We start from the raw sequence: 15,674 nt of genomic DNA, 5'->3' as shown, positions 1-15,674 counted from the left end.
TGCTGGCTTCTCTATATATTAACCCTACAACGTTACTTATGAATTTTTAATTTGTAATTTCTCCCAAGGTCTGCCATACTACGCAACAACCCTTTAATAAAGGAGGCAGACCATGCTACCAGTCACGCGGTGCGACGAACACCTTTACCCGGTTCCAAAATTCGATCTTGGGAAAGGCGATGTTAAAGATTTTATGAATGAACTCAAAGGATTTCACGAACAGTTCTACGATTGTTTTCAACGCAGCGAATCCAGAGAGCACTTTCTAAAATTTATGGCCGGACAATTCAGCCCGCTTGAGCATAAATCCATCGAGCCTATCGCGCTGGCCGTGAAAGATGGCAATGTCAGGGCGATGCAACGTTTTGTCAGCGATGCGCCATGGGCCGACGATAAAATATTAACCAAGTATCGTAGTTTTGTTAACGATGACCTTGGTAGTCCTGACGGTGCCTTGATCTTCGACGAAAGCAGCTTTGTTAAAAAGGGCCAGGACTCTATCGGCGTGGCCAAACAATACTGCGGAACCATCGGAAAAGTCGAAAACTGCCAGGTTGGCGTCTTCGCCGCCTACGTATCGGAAAACGGATATGCAATGGTCGACAAGCGGCTATTTCTCCCCGAAAAATGGTTCACCGACGATTACATCGAGCGCCGGAAAAAGTGCAATCTGCCTGAAGATACGGTTTTCCTGACTAAACCCCAACTGGCTGTTGAGATGCTCAGCGCTGTCAATCAAGAAAACGTCCTGCCTTTCAAGTATGTGCTTGGCGATTCCATATACGGGATCAGCCCTGATTTTATCGCCGCGGTTGAGTCCTTGCCGGACAAAACCTACCTCGTATCGGTTCCCAAAGATACACGATGCTGGCTGAAACGACCGATGACCATTACCCGATCGTATCGCTGGGGTGGGAAAACCCGGACAAAGACGCTTTTGGTCGATCCTGATAGCAAACCGTTGACCGTGGAAGAACTGGCCCGGAACATCAACGATTATTTTTGGTATCGTCGGCAGGTGTCCGAAGGCACCAAAGGACCCATCGTTTATGAGTTTACCCGTCGCCGGGTCATCCTGTCCGCTGAAGGGCTTCCTCAGAAAACCGTATGGCTGCTAATCCGACGTAGCCTTGGCGATGATCCGCAATACAGTTATTTCATCAGCAATGCGTCATCGAGCACGAGGCTGAAAACACTCGTATGGCTCAGCGGCCTGCGTTGGGCAATCGAGCAGTGTTTTGAGGAGGCCAAAACCGAGTTGGGCATGGATCACTACGAGGTGCGCAAGTTTCCTGGATGGCAGCACCACATGCTAACGTGCATGCTGGCCCATTTTTTCCTCTGGCACCTGAAAATCAGGATGGGAAAAAAAAGCGCCATCTATTACGCTGTCGCAGCTTAAGATCCTTATCAAACTCATTTTGCCAATGAAACGGCACACGCTTGAAAGCCTACTCGAACAGGTTGCTTGGATACAGGCCCGGAACCATCGGGCCTACTTGTCACATCGAAAAAGACGCATGCGTGAAATTTTCAAAGAACACTAAGTTACGTTGTAGGGTTAAATCGTGTCCAACAGTAACCCTTAGACGAACGGAAGACTATTTAGGTTTCTCGCTGTTTCGTATGGGTAGCCGGTTGATTGACTTACCGTACAAGTGATATTTGATTTACACTATGAAAGACACAGAACTCCTTCAAATTGCTCTTGGTCTGGCACCACCCTGGCAGGTGTCCGCAGCGGAATTTGACTCCGATAAGGAGCGTCTGGACATCTGCCTTGATTTCCCCAAAGGGAGCACCTTCACCTGTCCCACCTGTGGGCAGATTGCTCTTAAGGCTTACGACCCCACTGAGAAAACCTGGCGGCACCTGAACTTTTTCCAGCACGAGGCGTATTTGACCGTCAGAGTTGCCAGGATCGATTGTGACAAGTGTGGCACCCACCTTGTCGATGTCCCCTGGGCCAGACCCGGCAGCGGCTTCACGCTGTTGTTTGAAGCGATGATCATGGTGCTGGCCAAAGCCATGCCGGTAAAAACCATCGCCACCTTCGTTAACGAGCACGATACTCGGTTATGGCGTATCCTACACCACTATGTTGACAAGGCCCGAAAAGACGCTGATCAAAGCCAGGTCAAGCAATTGGGTGTGGATGAAACCTCCCGTCGGCGCGGCCACAACTATGTGAGCCTGTTTGTGGACCTTGATGAATCCAGAGTTCTGTTCGCTACTGATGGCAAGGATGCTTCAACGGTGCAACGGTTTAAACAAGACCTAATCGAACACGGTGGCGATCCTGGCGCCATTGAGGAGATGTGTTGCGACATGTCCCTGGCATTTATCAGCGGTGTTGAAAAACAGTTTCCAGAAGCACACCTGACCTTCGAAAAGTTCCACGTAATAAAGATCCTAAACGATGCCGTTGACCAAGTTCGACGAGAAGAGATCAAGGACCGTCCTGAGCTTAAAGGCAGTCGTTATATCTGGTTAAAGAATCAACCCAATCTCAAGGCGTCACAGAGCGACCTGCTTGAACAATTAACGATCAAAAAACTTAACCTCAAAACCAGCCGGGCTTACCACATCAAACTCAATTTCCAGGAGATGTACCAACAACCTTTCGAGTTTGCTGAAGCCTTCTTAAAGAAATGGTACTTCTGGGCGACTCACAGCCGTTTGGAGCCGATCATCAATGCCGCTAAAACCATCAAGAACCACTGGGACGGCGTCTTGCGATGGTTTACTTCTAAAATCAATAACGGCATCCTGGAAGGAATTAATAGCCTGATCCAGGCTGCCAAGGCCAGAGCCCGAGGCTATCGAACAAAACGAAACCTCATTACTATGATTTATCTCATTTCAGGCAAGTTGAATTTTGACTTACCCACATGAAACGGCGAGGAGCCTAAAAAGCCTTCGAATATTATCGGTCAAAGCTGTCCAAGATAATCAGATTTCTGAAATCACTCTTTGATATTTCAATCGTTTAAGTTACCAAGGACCCAAATTTCAGGATCAGGTTTCCGTTTTCAATTGGTGCTGTCCAATTCCCTTAAACGGAAGCAGATATTGGACAGGCTCAGCCTTTACGGGGAGGACATCAAAGGGTCTATCAATCCACTCCCATAAATTCCTGTAAGTAAAAAGATTCCATCTGAGAAAAGCCACCAGATTTGACAACGACCAATTGAATCGGGACTTAAACTTCAGGTACTTGATTAGCAGCATGGCGATCAATGCTGTACAAATTTGGATATACAGCGCGTTCTCGCTGGTTCCGACAAAGGTTTTCACATTCAGGTGCTGTTTGAGTGCCTTGAAGAACGACTCTATTTGCCGGATCAGTTCGTCGGCCAGGATATTTCGATTGAAAGGGGTCTATCGTTCTTCAAGCACGGTGTAATCGGCGTTGTTCTTTAGGCGGGTGGCAAAGTAGATCCGATTTTCTGTCCAGTACGCATATAGTCGATAATCGTTGTATCCCCGATCCATGGCAACGATTGAATACGGTGCCAGAGCGATTTACGGGCGATGGTGACATCATGCTTTTTGCCGTTGGAAATATAGGCATAGGTCGGCAGATACCCGTCATGATCCAATGGCAGGTGAAGCTTGACGGCTTCTTTGGCCCGGCGGAACTTGGCCCAGGGAAAAAGTGAAAGACACAGTGAGATAGTCGAACTGTCCAGCGACAGCAGTTTGTTTTTGAACCGGAACCGGTGTTTGCCCGGACCAGCCATCTTGCACACGGCAAGCGTCTGATAAAACAGATCGCGATACATCTGCCAGGGACGATGGGCATTGGCATAGGACAGCGTGGAATTGTTAGGGGCCTTTTTCACCCCCAGGTGACGAAGTTTTCCAAGGCAACAGGACAATCCGCCACAGATTTCACGTAGACTCTTTGCTTGAGCGAGTTGACAGAAAAGCATGGCTACATAATGATCCCAGTTGCCGAAGCCTTTGGCGTACCGCTCGGCTTGATGGCGGAAAACCAGATTGAAAAAGTGACCTCGATGAAACAAAGCAACCAGTTGACTGAATAAGCTTGCATGGCGTACCATCTGTTTGCCTCATTTGTTTGGCTAACGGTTTCTTTTGGCGATTAAACCATGCCTTACTGGGAGGTTTTTCTTCAAGTGCTCATCGAACTATTTCCATTCAAATCTGTTTTTGGACAAGTGTGATTATCGGTATTAAGGCAACTATCTCTGTTCAATCCATTAATGGCGATGTCAGTGTCCGTTTAACAAGCTTTCTCGGAAAGTACCTCGGTGATTATTATTGGACAGCTATGAAATAAGAGGGGACCGAGATTTTATATCTTCATCGCTGGCTATTTTAGACCCCCCTCCGGAGTATGAACTCAGATCTGATTTTTTCTGGGGGAGTTTGGAAAGAGAGATCCCGATACTGGGCCAATCGTTCACAATGTCGATGGTTTTATCCCTAAAACAAGCCAATTATGAGGTAGAGGGGCAAGGAGGACTGCAATTCTATTTTCCTGTCGCCTTGGAGCCTCCTGACGACATATTTAAAGGAATTGGAATACGAAGCCAGAGCGGCAATGGAATCTGCACCGTATGTTTTGATGATGTTTACATTATGAGAAAAGCTGGCGCACCAGCTGTAAATCTTTTACTTCTTGATTGAGGATAAAAACTCATATGAAAAATAAAACCGCGCTCATCACAGGAATTACCGGGCAGGATGGGGCCTATCTGGCAGAACTACTTCTCGAAAAGGGTTACGAGGTCCACGGCCTCAAGCGCCGGGCATCGTCGTTCAATACTGACCGAATCGACCACCTCTACGAAGATCCCCACAAAAAAGGACGAAAGATGATCCTGCATTACGGGGATCTTACTGACGGCACCAACCTTATCCGTGTTTTGCAGCAGACCCAGCCGGATGAAGTATACAACCTTGCCGCCCAAAGCCATGTCCAGGTGTCTTTCGAGACGCCGGAATACACGGCCGATGTCGATGGCCTCGGCGCGATGCGTCTTCTTGAAGGAATCCGCCTGCTGGGACTCGAAAAGAAAACCCGGTTTTACCAGGCATCCACCTCGGAGTTATATGGGAAGGTCCAGGAGACGCCCCAGACCGAAAAAACGCCTTTTTACCCCCGATCACCATACGCATGTGCAAAGCTTTACGCCTACTGGATCACCGTAAACTATCGGGAGGCCTACAACATCTATGCGTGCAACGGAATCCTGTTCAACCACGAGTCCCCCATACGGGGAGAGACCTTCGTTACCCGAAAAATTACTAGAGCGCTTTCACGCATTTTTCTGGGGCTTCAGGAATGTCTTTATATCGGGAACCTGAACGCGCTTCGTGACTGGGGACATGCCCGGGATTACGTCAAAATGCAATGGCTCATGCTCCAGCAGGAACGCCCGGAGGATTTTGTTATCGCCACCGGTGAGCAACATTCGGTTCGCGAGTTTATCGAACTGGCCGGCAAGGCGTTGGGGCTTGCCATTCGATGGGAAGGGGAGGGCATCCATGAGAAGGGGATCAACATGGCCAACGGGAAAACCATCGTTTTCGTTGATCCGACATATTTCAGACCCACTGAAGTCGAAACCCTGCATGGCGACCCGACAAAGGCCAAAGAGAAACTGGGATGGGAACCGGAGATTTCCTTTGAAAGCCTCGTGCAGGAGATGATCCAGGCCGATCTGGAGGAATCCAAGCGGGACGAACTATGCCAACGGGCGGGTTTCCGCGTGAATCAGCACAATGAATAACGCCATTTCATCAAATACGGAGTGCATAGGTTTTTATGTGTTCCAACAGACTGTAGAAGAAAAAAACAGTGTCAAAGCCTAATAATCAAAAAATTAGAGTGCTACGAATTATCTCACGCCTCAATGTCGGTGGTCCATCCATACATGTTAAAAACTTAACCGAAGGCTTGAGTAACACAAAATACGAAACGAAGTTAATTGCAGGTTCCCTTTCGGCAAACGAAGGGGATATGAGCTATATCATTCAATCTTACATGGCCGATATAATCGCCATACCGGAACTTCAACGCGAGTTGAATCCGTTAAAGGATTTAATGGCATTATTGAAAATCATGTCTACCATCAACCGTTTTAAACCCGATGTTGTGCATTCACACTTGTCGAAAGCGGGTACCATTTCACGATTTGCTGTCTTTATCTGCAACATGTTTTTAAAAAAGAAAATTATAATGGTGCATACATTTCACGGGCATGTGCTGGATTCCTACTTCACACCGATAAAGACCTATATTTTTTTAATCATTGAAAGGTTGCTTGCAAAAGTGTCCGATGGAATCGTCGCTATCAGCAGTACACAGAAATGGGAGCTTTCCAAAAAATATAAGGTGGCGGATTCATCCAAGATTTTTCTGATCAATTTGGGATTTGATTTGAATCCGTTTGTTCAAGCGAATAAGCTAAAGGGGACTTTGCGCCATCAAATCGGAGTCTCGGATGACACGTTACTGATCGGACTCATAGGACGTTTGGTGCCGATAAAAAATCATAAGATGTTTCTCGACGCGGCAAAGAACTATTTAAAGAACGCGAAGGACAAAAAGGTTAAGTTTATAATTGTCGGGGATGGTGAACTCAGGCGACCTTTGGAGCTTTATTCGCTTGAGATGGGTTTGAAGGATCATGTGGTGTTTTATGGGTGGGAAAAGAATATTCCCATGATATACGCCGATTTGAACGTTCTGGCACTGACCTCGTTGAATGAAGGGACACCGGTTTCAATCATCGAAGCGATGGCCGCTTCGGTGCCTGTCGTCACCACCGGGGTGGGGGGGATAAAGGATCTGCTGGGGCGGATCGAATCGGACCAGCCTGATGGTTCTGGTTTTAAAATCTGTGAGCGAGGAGTTCTTTGTCCCAAAGACGATTCGATTGCGTTTTCAAATGCATTGAAATATATAACTGATAGTGACTACTTGTCCGATAATTGTAGATTGACAACAGCCAGAGATTTCGTTATCAAAAACTATTCGATCGAACGTTTAATATATGATATCGATTTGTTATATGAAAAATTGATGATCGGCAGGACACCATACCGAAACTAAAATCAGCGGGTTCATGACTTGGTGCCATACACCATGGGGACGGCTTCAGTGCTTTCCCCATTTTGTTTTTATGAATAACGGTAAAAGACCATCGAATCCTTTATGAAAAATAATTTTGATTCCTGAATGAAGGATTAAATCTATTCAATGAAAATTTATTCCGCACCTGTTTCAGTTATAATCCCATGCTTTCGATGCCAATATACATTGCGAAGAGCGTTATTATCCATTGAACATCAAACAGTTCAACCTACAGAAATTATAATTATAAATGACGGCAATACACTTGATGAAACAAAAAAACTATCTAAAGTTTGCATGGATAGTGCTTTGTCTGGGAAAATAGTTACAATCCATTTTCCCTGCCAGAAAGGGCCTAGTGCTGCAAGAAATGAAGGGTGGAACGCGGCAACGCAAGATTACATTGCTTTTTTGGATGCGGATGATGCATGGCACCCCCGAAAACTTGAAATCCAATATCAATGGATGACGAAAAACTCGGATATTGCTATTTCCGGCCATCAGATCGTAGAAACTTTTTCTTCAATTCGGACGCCTGTAATAAATGAAGGGTGGCATGTCAGGAAAATACGCCCATTAAAAAATTTGATTGCTAACCAGTTTAAGACTTCAACAGTTATGCTTCGCAGAACCATTGGGTTGCGATTTGATCCTGAAAAAAGACATTCGGAAGACTATTTGTTGTGGCTGGAAACCATCTTTAATGGGAATAAAGGCGTTTTTATTTCCTTACCCTTAGCCTTTGCCTTTAAAGCGCTTTATGGTGATGGGGGGCTTAGCGGGAATTTGTGGAAGATGGAAAAGGGTGAAATTGACACTTATATTAAATTATACCAAAAGGGATTCATCACTATCCTGATGCTCAACGGACTGATTGTATTGTCCTTAATGAAATTTATTAAAAGGTTTCTTTTTTACAAGTTGGTACTCCAGCGCTCTCGATTAAGGTAGGGAGGCTCTAATTGAAACGCCCACAGAAATACCGTTTATTCTGACTCCAGATAACCTGAGATTAAAAAGAGGTCCTTCTGAACGCTATTAAAAGTATTTCCTTTCTTTGGATTGGAACCATCAGTGGTGCAGGATTTGTGTTTATTGCCCAAGTAATTTTTGCACGAGCCTTGACCCCTTTTGATTACGGTATTTTGGCATCTTCTTTAGTTGCTGTGACCATGCTTGGGGCCATAGCCAGTTTTGGAATCGGCCCTTTTTGGTTGAAAATCTTTGGGGAAAAAGGATGGTCAGGGAAAGAGTGGTTGAAGTCATCATTGCGTATTGTGGTAATTTCTTGTCTGACTGCGTGTGGTCTACTTTTTACCTACTCTTCGATAGATCGTTCCGGAAATGGTTTCTCTCTGATCTGGTGGCTTACGCCTATGATTGGTATGTTTGCTGTTGTCGATCTAGTCAGTGCCAGACTTCAGCTTGAAGAACGCTATGTCACTCTAACCCTATGGTTGATGTTGCCTCAGGCCGGGCGGCTAATTGTGGCCCTTATGGCTATGTTTTCAGGCGGCGCCCTTTATATTGTTGGGGGCGGTTTTTTGGGAGTGGCAATAACCATTATGGCTATCGGTGCTCCTTTGATCGCGGGCATGTTTAAAGCGAATTTCAACCTCGTTGGACACAACAAAGAAATTCAAATAGGACTGCCTTCGCCGCGGGTTCGGGATGTTTTTGCCGGTGCATGGCCGTTTGCTATTGCCGGTATTTTTTATCTCATCTATTTCCAAAGCGACATATTGCTATTAAAATGGATGCGCGGACCAGAAATTGCGGGATTGTATAATGTGGCTTATGCAACTATGGCGGCGGTTTATATGTTACCAGGGGTCGTTTATCAAAAGTACCTTCTACACAAACAGCATCGCTGGGCAGAGCATGATCGCCAACAATTTTTGGCTGTTTTTCGATTTGGCTGCGGTGTTATGCTTACGACTGGCTTGATTGTCATGGTTGTTGTTTTGATGTTGGCTCCATGGGCAGTTCCTCTTCTGTTCGGCAAGGTGTATTCTGAAGCCGGTAGAATCGTTTTAGTACTTGCTGTTTGTGTTCCTCTAAGATTTTTAGCTACCAGTGTAGGGGGGACACTTGTGACCCAAGATCACATGCGGCATAAAGTTTGTTACATGGGCGTTGCAGCGGCTGTTAACATTCTTCTCAACATTATTCTAATCCCCCTTTTTTCTTATTATGGTGCAGCGGCAGCTACTGTTGCCAGTGAAACCGTTATTCTTTGTGCTTACCTCCTTGCCGTAAAAAAAAGGGTGTTTGGCAATGAGGCCTGGCGGGGTTGGACACTGCGATATAGGAAAATTGGTAATGATGGGTAAGCAGGTGATATCTGAGGTGGTTGATAATGGGCTATGTGTAGGTTGCGGTATTTGTGCTGGCTGTTGTCCTTCAAAGAACCTGCACATGGGTTGGGAAGAAAATGGTGATCTGGTACCTCTGCAAATTAGGGACTGCCCCTCCCATTGCCGGGTATGCTTGGAGGTTTGTCCTTTTGGCCCTCAAAGCAACAGCGAGGAGCGTTTGGCAAAATTGCGGTTCGGTAAAGCCGTTGAAATATATCAATGCCAGAAAATAGGCTGGTATCTCGATACATTTGTCGGATATTCCTGTATCGATGGTCAACGAGATAATGGCACATCTGGGGGAATGGCGACGTGGATGCTTGAGACACTTTTAAAAGAAAATATAATCGATGCGGCTATTTGCGTCAGGCCAACCGGCCATCAAGAACGATTGTTTCAATATGATATTCTTGATAAAACGACAGATATCAGAAATGCGGCAGGTTCACGCTATTATCCGGTAGACATGTCTGAGGTAGTTGCCAGAATGAATTCACGCGAAGATGAACGACGTTATTGTGTCGTTGGTCTTCCCTGCTTTCTAAAAGGACTGCACTTGGCCATGGAATTAATGCCTCGTTTGCGCCGCAGGGTCATCTATACTATGGGCTTGACTTGCGGTCACCTCCCAAACCGTTTTTATACGGAATATCTTATCCGTCTCTCGGGGTTGGATCCGGAGGATGTATGCTTGACCGATTACAGGCGTAAGGTTAACACAAACCGGGCAGGTAACTATCAATTTCGCGCAATTACAGACGATGGGCGCGTGGGAAAGGATATCCCATTTTCCCGCATCAGCAATATATGGATTGACGGTTATTTCCAAATTAATGCTTGCAATTATTGTGACGATATTTTTGCTGAACTTGGCGATATTTCCTTCATGGATGCCTGGTTGCCTGAATATGAGCGTGATCCCAAGGGTTATTCGATGATGGTGGTTAGACATCCGGATTTGGCGGAGATACTACTTAAAGGGAAAAAGAGAAATACGTGTCACCTTTTTTCAATCCCAAAACAAAAAATTCTTCAAAGCCAGAAGGGAGGGGTTCACAATAAGCGAACAGTATTGGCAGGAAGACTTTTTCGAGCAAAGATCAAATCCATCCGGGTGCCGCACAAGCGTATCGATCCAGACGGCAATATTTTTAAAAAATTTAGATGGCAAATCGAAACACGGTATAAGATTCAGCGATCCAGCAAGACAAACTGGCAAAGGACGAAGGGGAAAAACATGGTTGAGTTCCAACGTTCATTTTTGTTATTGAGCATTCCGCTGATATTTTCACGTTTGTCCGCAAGGGTTTTTCGCGTGCTGAAACATCCATCAAAACTATTTTTGCTTTTTAAAAGATGAGAAGATGAAAAAAATTTTTTTGACCGGCCAGAGATCTTTCCACAACCGAGGATGTGAAGCCATTGTTCGCAGTACCGCCGGACTTCTAAATAGAGCGTTTAAAAATGTCGAGATCCTGGTCCCAAGTGATAGCCTTTCCTATGACGAAGGTCAGTGGCCGGATGCAAATGAAGACGGTGTGCGATTCGTTCCTTCCGGTTTTCCATCTTTTGCCCGTTACTGGGTCAATCTGCAGCGATTGCCAATCCCATCATTAAAAAAAGCGGGGTGGCCGTTTCCACTGCCGCGAGCTTATAGAGATATGCTTTCAGGGGTTGATGCTGTCTTTTCGGTTGGAGGGGATAACTATTCTTTAGATTATCGCCTGCCAACACCGTTGTTAGCAATGGATGGCCATGCAATGGACATGGGAAAGCCGGTAGTTTTGTGGGGTGCGTCGGTTGGCCCCTTTGATGCTGAACCTTATTTTGTACCAATTATAAAAGATCATTTGAAAAGGATGCGTTTGATTGCGGTAAGGGAATCGGTTTCTGAATCGTATCTTTGCAGTGCATTTGGTTTGACCAACGTTATTCGGGTTCCAGATCCTGCATTTCTTCTTAAGGAAGAACCCGTGGATATAGAAAATTTCTGGCCAGGAGAACCAGGTGATGGCGTATTGGGAATCAATATAAGTTCAGTTATTAATAGATATCGAAAAGCAGGGAACGATTTGCGAAAGGATTTGAGCCATTTTATTAATCAGATTTTTAAAGAAACAAATTTTTCGGTTCTGCTAATTCCGCATGTTATTACAGACAACGATAGCAATAATAATGATGCTGTCTTCATGAATCCAATATTTAAAAATTTGAAACACTATCATAAACGTATAGAGATGATGGATGATTCTTTAAATGCATCTCAAATCAAATATGTAATTGGTAAATGCCGATTTATGATCGGTGCCCGAACTCATTCGACAATTGCAGCTATGTCAAGTTGTATCCCTACAATTTCAATTGCTTATAGCGTAAAAGCCAAAGGTATAAACAAAGACCTATTTGGTCATCTCAATTATGTACTGGACTCACAGGAAACTAATGATACCTCTTTGTGGAAAACCTTTAAAAAATTGATCCAAGATGAGCAGGCGTGTAAAAACAAATTGTATGAAAAAATGAAAAGCATTCGAAATTATTCAGAAACGGCCGTTTTAAGGCTATCAGAAACATTGTCATCATTTTGAAAATAGCGCCTGTTTTGTTGCCGTCCCTTATTACCATTGCATTAAAACCAACCGAAGTCGGATTAAATCATCACAAATCAGACCACATTTTTACTGGTCCATCAATGATGAAATTATACCATATAGGTTTTGTGGTTTTTTTTATAATGATGCTTTTTTTTCCTAAAATTCCTATTTCTTTTTTAAGCTTTCTTCCTGAAAAGTCTAGTTTGGGACTTGGAATTTTTGGACTTTTTTTATGGCTCATCTTGGTATATAAAAACTGTTTCCATATTTCTGTGTTTCCTTCAGGAGTTAAAATTCTATGTTGCTTTGCAATTTACACGTTTTTAATTTCAATCGCTTCAATGAAAATTTCAAGCATTGCTTATGCCTCTCAATTATTGATTTATTGCTTCTTGGGTGGACTATTGTTATGCAACTATATGCAAAGAATTATGGACTTCGGGCAACTCAGTACATTGTCAACCATATTGATTACTTTTGGTTTAATTTATTCAATTGGTGTTGTCATATCGGTATGGACTGGTCCGATATATCCTCATCAAGTCCTTTGGTACCATCGAAATTGCCCAGGCTTTAATGTAACACGGGGAACGGGATTTAGCGAAGGGCCGAATATGGCCGGTGCAATATTGTCTGTGTTTTCTGCCCTTTTGTTGTTCGGTTTGAAACAGAAATGGTCTATCGTCGTAAAAGTTGTTGTGATAGTCGGACTGGCATTAACAGTGTCTCGTGCTGCAATTATTGGCCTTATTATTGGAATTTTTGTCATTTGGCTAATTGATTTTTTTCGTTATTTATTAGCGGGGAAATTTAAATTAAAAAGTTTAATCAAGCTTTTATGCATCCCCTTTTTTATCGGATGCCTTTATTTTTTATCTTCATACGTTCTTTCTCCGGACAGCACCATAAAGTCGGTTGCTGAATGTTTTGGTATTGGAGGTGATGGGTTCTCAAAACGTCTTACGAGTAATCGTTCAGAATTTTGGCAACAAGGAATAGAATCATTAAATGATTGTCATTTTTTGACCAAATTATTTGGTTCCGGTTTCCATGGAAGTTCTACAACTACCAGTTATGGAACATGGCTTACTTCACATAATTTTTATATATCACTTTTTGGGGACTTCGGTCTATTTGGAATGGTTATATTTGTTATTGTCTTTTATAAATATTTTTGTGTTATTTTCAAAAGGTTAATTATAATTGAAGGCTATGGATATGAACGCGGAACATTTGTTGCTATAATTTCTTTGTTAGCGATTAATATGACAGAGACATATTTCTATTCACCCGTCTTGATATCGATTTTAATATTTCTTTTTGCAATACAAAAAGCGGCTTTAAAATTTCACTCATACAATAAATCATAACGAAATTTACAAAATTGAAAGTACACAAGAATAAATATGTGCGGTATCGTCGGTTTTTTTTCACAAGAAAATTTTGAATTGTTGTCGAATTACCTGCCTGCTGCGGTTCAATCATTGTCCCGTCGGGGACCCGATGATTTCGGGGTTGCGGTCAGCCAATCAGATGGCATTGGCATAGGTCATCGAAGACTTTCCATTATTGATCTTTCATTTGCTGGACATCAGCCCATGGAAAGCGCAGATCATTGTTTCACAATTGTTTTTAATGGCGAAATATATAATTTTAAGGATTTAAGAAAAGAACTACAAACATTAGGTTTTTTTTTCAGAAGCAATAGCGACACTGAGGTTGTGCTGAATTCTTATCGACAATGGGGCCCAGCATGTTTGGATCGGTTCATTGGCATGTTTGCCTTTGCCATTTGGGATAAAACCAGTCAAAAGTTTTTTATCGCCCGTGACCGATTGGGAATCAAACCGCTTTATTACTATTTTAAAGAGGGAACTTTCATATTCGGGTCGGAGTTGAAATCGTTAATGGCATTTCCCGTATTTCAACGTCAGGCAGATCCAGACGCGTTTCACTTATACCTTCATTATCAATATGTCCCAGCTCCAAAAACCATTTTTGAAAATACATTTAAGCTGGAACCAGGACATTTTCTTATCTTTGATGGAAAGGCGTTAACCAAAAGGCAGTGGTGGAAAATCCCCGGAAGTGAAAGTGAAGTCCTAACCTCAAATCGAATGTCAGAAAATGATGCAATTTCAAGGCTTGACCGCCTGTTAACGCAGGCGGTTTCCGACCGACTGATTAGCGACGTCCCATTGGGTGCTTTGCTCAGTGGAGGCGTTGATTCGTCCATAGTCGTCGCGTTGATGCAGAAAGTGAACCGGTCTCCGGTAAAAACCTTTAGTATCGGCTTTGAAGAAAAAGGTTACAATGAAGCGCCTTGGGCCCGAGAGATAGCCAATCATCTTGGCACTGACCACACGGAGCTTTATGCCTCATCGCAAGATGCCTTACAGGTCATTCCGCAATTACCAGAAATTTATGACGAGCCATTTGGCGATTCTTCATCGATCCCAACATATTTGGTCAGTATGCTTACACGCAGACAGGTAACGGTGGCGCTGTCTGGGGATGGTGGGGATGAACAATTCGCCGGTTATGTCCGTTATTGGATGACGGCGGCCGTGGCGCGTTATATAAACTGCTTACCAAGAAGCATCCGCAAACGGATAGGCAATCACATAGGAAAGATTCCCATTTCGAAACTTCACTCTTTTTATAAGAAGGTCTGGAACATTCTGCCGCAGCGAATGAGAGTGGAGAATTTTTCTGATAAATGGCAAAAACTGGTTAATCAGCTTAGTCATTCTGAGCTGCCCGATTTATACCGGGCGACAGTTTCCATCTGGTCTAAGGACGATATTTTTAGTTTAACCGGATGCTGTGTGCCGCAAGGTAACTATGAAAATATTTTTTCATCGTATACACAGATAGATACAATCCAGCGATTAATGATGGTGGATCAACAGACATACTTGCCCGATGATATGTTGACCAAAGTGGACCGTGCGAGTATGGCTGCCAGTCTTGAGGTACGAGTGCCGCTGCTGGATCACAGGGTGGTTGAATTCACTTCCCAATTGCCGATGTCGTTAAAGATTAGAGATGGGAAAGGGAAATATCTATTAACGGAATTGTTGTGCAAGTATGTTCCGCGACAGCTGGTTGACCGGCCTAAAATGGGATTTGGAGTCCCCATCGCCCAATGGTTCAGGAAAGAGTTGAAGGAACTCTTAAATGATTATCTGTCATTCGATCGCCTGAAAGTCGAAGGATTGCTGGATTGCCAATTAGTTCAACGGTTTTTAAGCGAACATCAACTCGGATTATATAATCATCAGCACCGGCTGTGGACATTACTAATGTGGGAAATGTGGCGGGAACGATGGTTAAAGTAAGAATCAATTCGCTAATTAGTGCTCATCCACGGGAATAACTACCCGTAATAAAGCTGAAGCGTTGTCTTGGCCTTTCCCGATGTACCTGGAAAGGATGGGACTCGTTTAAATCCTATGTCTGGTCGTCGATTGTGGCCGCGAACTTGCTGACCATCGCCAGGGCCAAGCCAGCCACTTGAGAACTGGCCCGGCTTGGCATCATTTTGCAGACTGGCAGAACAAGTGCGCTTGGATTAAGCCGATTTTGGTAAAATAACAGTAATTCAATGGATTG

General features: G+C 44.0%; 12 protein-coding genes. 11 read left to right on the top strand and 1 reads right to left on the bottom strand.

The genetic code is table 11. The features are described 5' to 3' along the window. The first annotated feature begins 112 nt into the window (after positions 1-112). Positions 113-1,402 (top strand): IS701 family transposase, encoded by a 1,290-nt coding sequence (locus tag DSCA_RS04790; RefSeq protein ID WP_155315347.1) that lies wholly within the window; start codon positions 113-115, stop codon positions 1,400-1,402. Between the two features lie 275 nt (positions 1,403-1,677). Further along, positions 1,678-2,895 (top strand): ISL3 family transposase, encoded by a 1,218-nt coding sequence (locus tag DSCA_RS04785; protein ID WP_155315346.1) that lies wholly within the window; start codon positions 1,678-1,680, stop codon positions 2,893-2,895. Between the two features lie 524 nt (positions 2,896-3,419). Here DSCA_RS04785 and DSCA_RS32395 read toward each other — a convergent pair. Beyond that, entirely contained in the window at positions 3,420-4,067 is a 648-nt protein-coding gene (locus tag DSCA_RS32395; protein WP_155315345.1) for a DUF4372 domain-containing protein, read from the bottom strand. 220 nt (positions 4,068-4,287) lie between these two features. Between DSCA_RS32395 and DSCA_RS04775 the strand changes: the two genes are divergently transcribed. The 9 genes from DSCA_RS04775 (at position 4,288) to asnB (ending at position 15,400) form a co-directional block, all read left to right on the top strand. Then, positions 4,288-4,656, top strand: a complete 369-nt coding sequence (locus tag DSCA_RS04775; protein WP_155315344.1) for a hypothetical protein — start codon at positions 4,288-4,290, stop codon at positions 4,654-4,656. Between the two features lie 14 nt (positions 4,657-4,670). Continuing rightward, the gene (gene gmd, locus DSCA_RS04770; protein WP_155315343.1) at positions 4,671-5,762 is read left to right on the top strand and encodes a GDP-mannose 4,6-dehydratase; all 1,092 of its coding nucleotides are present in this window, start codon (positions 4,671-4,673) and stop codon (positions 5,760-5,762) included. A gap of 68 nt (positions 5,763-5,830) precedes the next feature. Beyond that, positions 5,831-7,087 (top strand): glycosyltransferase, encoded by a 1,257-nt coding sequence (locus DSCA_RS04765; RefSeq protein ID WP_155315342.1) that lies wholly within the window; start codon positions 5,831-5,833, stop codon positions 7,085-7,087. A 147-nt stretch (positions 7,088-7,234) separates the two neighbouring features. Then, positions 7,235-8,059, top strand: coding sequence for a glycosyltransferase family 2 protein (locus DSCA_RS04760; protein WP_155315341.1), 825 nt, complete (start codon positions 7,235-7,237; stop codon positions 8,057-8,059). A 77-nt stretch (positions 8,060-8,136) separates the two neighbouring features. Continuing rightward, a complete protein-coding gene (locus tag DSCA_RS04755; RefSeq protein WP_331457183.1) occupies positions 8,137-9,441 on the top strand; it encodes an oligosaccharide flippase family protein in 1,305 nt (434 codons plus the stop codon). Further along, a complete protein-coding gene (locus DSCA_RS04750) occupies positions 9,431-10,825 on the top strand; it encodes a Coenzyme F420 hydrogenase/dehydrogenase, beta subunit C-terminal domain (protein ID WP_167527603.1) in 1,395 nt (464 codons plus the stop codon). The genes DSCA_RS04755 and DSCA_RS04750 overlap by 11 nt, the downstream gene beginning before the upstream one ends. A gap of 4 nt (positions 10,826-10,829) precedes the next feature. Beyond that, entirely contained in the window at positions 10,830-12,053 is a 1,224-nt protein-coding gene (locus tag DSCA_RS04745) for a polysaccharide pyruvyl transferase family protein (RefSeq protein ID WP_155315338.1), read from the top strand. After that, positions 12,050-13,429, top strand: coding sequence for an O-antigen ligase family protein (locus DSCA_RS04740; protein WP_155315337.1), 1,380 nt, complete (start codon positions 12,050-12,052; stop codon positions 13,427-13,429). The genes DSCA_RS04745 and DSCA_RS04740 overlap by 4 nt, the downstream gene beginning before the upstream one ends. Before the next feature lie 36 nt (positions 13,430-13,465). Further along, positions 13,466-15,400 carry an asparagine synthase (glutamine-hydrolyzing) gene (gene asnB, locus DSCA_RS04735; RefSeq protein WP_155315336.1) on the top strand — a complete coding sequence of 645 codons (1,935 nt, stop codon included), beginning with the start codon at positions 13,466-13,468 and terminating at the stop codon, positions 15,398-15,400. The last annotated feature ends 274 nt before the right edge of the window (positions 15,401-15,674 follow it).

This window comes from Desulfosarcina alkanivorans (genome assembly GCF_009688945.1).
GTDB lineage: Bacteria > Desulfobacterota > Desulfobacteria > Desulfobacterales > Desulfosarcinaceae > Desulfosarcina > Desulfosarcina alkanivorans.
This window is presented reverse-complemented; position numbering and strand designations above follow the sequence as displayed.

What these genes read in the sequence shown, in the direction of transcription:
- DSCA_RS04790 (WP_155315347.1), top strand. Translation starts at nt 113, where the DNA reads ATGCTACCAGTCACGCGGTGCGACGAACACCTTTACCCGGTTCCAAAA.
- DSCA_RS04785 (WP_155315346.1), top strand. Translation starts at nt 1,678, where the DNA reads ATGAAAGACACAGAACTCCTTCAAATTGCTCTTGGTCTGGCACCACCC.
- DSCA_RS32395 (WP_155315345.1), bottom strand. Translation starts at nt 4,067, where the DNA reads ATGGTACGCCATGCAAGCTTATTCAGTCAACTGGTTGCTTTGTTTCAT.
- gmd (WP_155315343.1), top strand. Translation starts at nt 4,671, where the DNA reads ATGAAAAATAAAACCGCGCTCATCACAGGAATTACCGGGCAGGATGGG.
- DSCA_RS04760 (WP_155315341.1), top strand. Translation starts at nt 7,235, where the DNA reads ATGAAAATTTATTCCGCACCTGTTTCAGTTATAATCCCATGCTTTCGA.
- DSCA_RS04750 (WP_167527603.1), top strand. Translation starts at nt 9,431, where the DNA reads ATGATGGGTAAGCAGGTGATATCTGAGGTGGTTGATAATGGGCTATGT.
- DSCA_RS04745 (WP_155315338.1), top strand. Translation starts at nt 10,830, where the DNA reads ATGAAAAAAATTTTTTTGACCGGCCAGAGATCTTTCCACAACCGAGGA.
- asnB (WP_155315336.1), top strand. Translation starts at nt 13,466, where the DNA reads ATGTGCGGTATCGTCGGTTTTTTTTCACAAGAAAATTTTGAATTGTTG.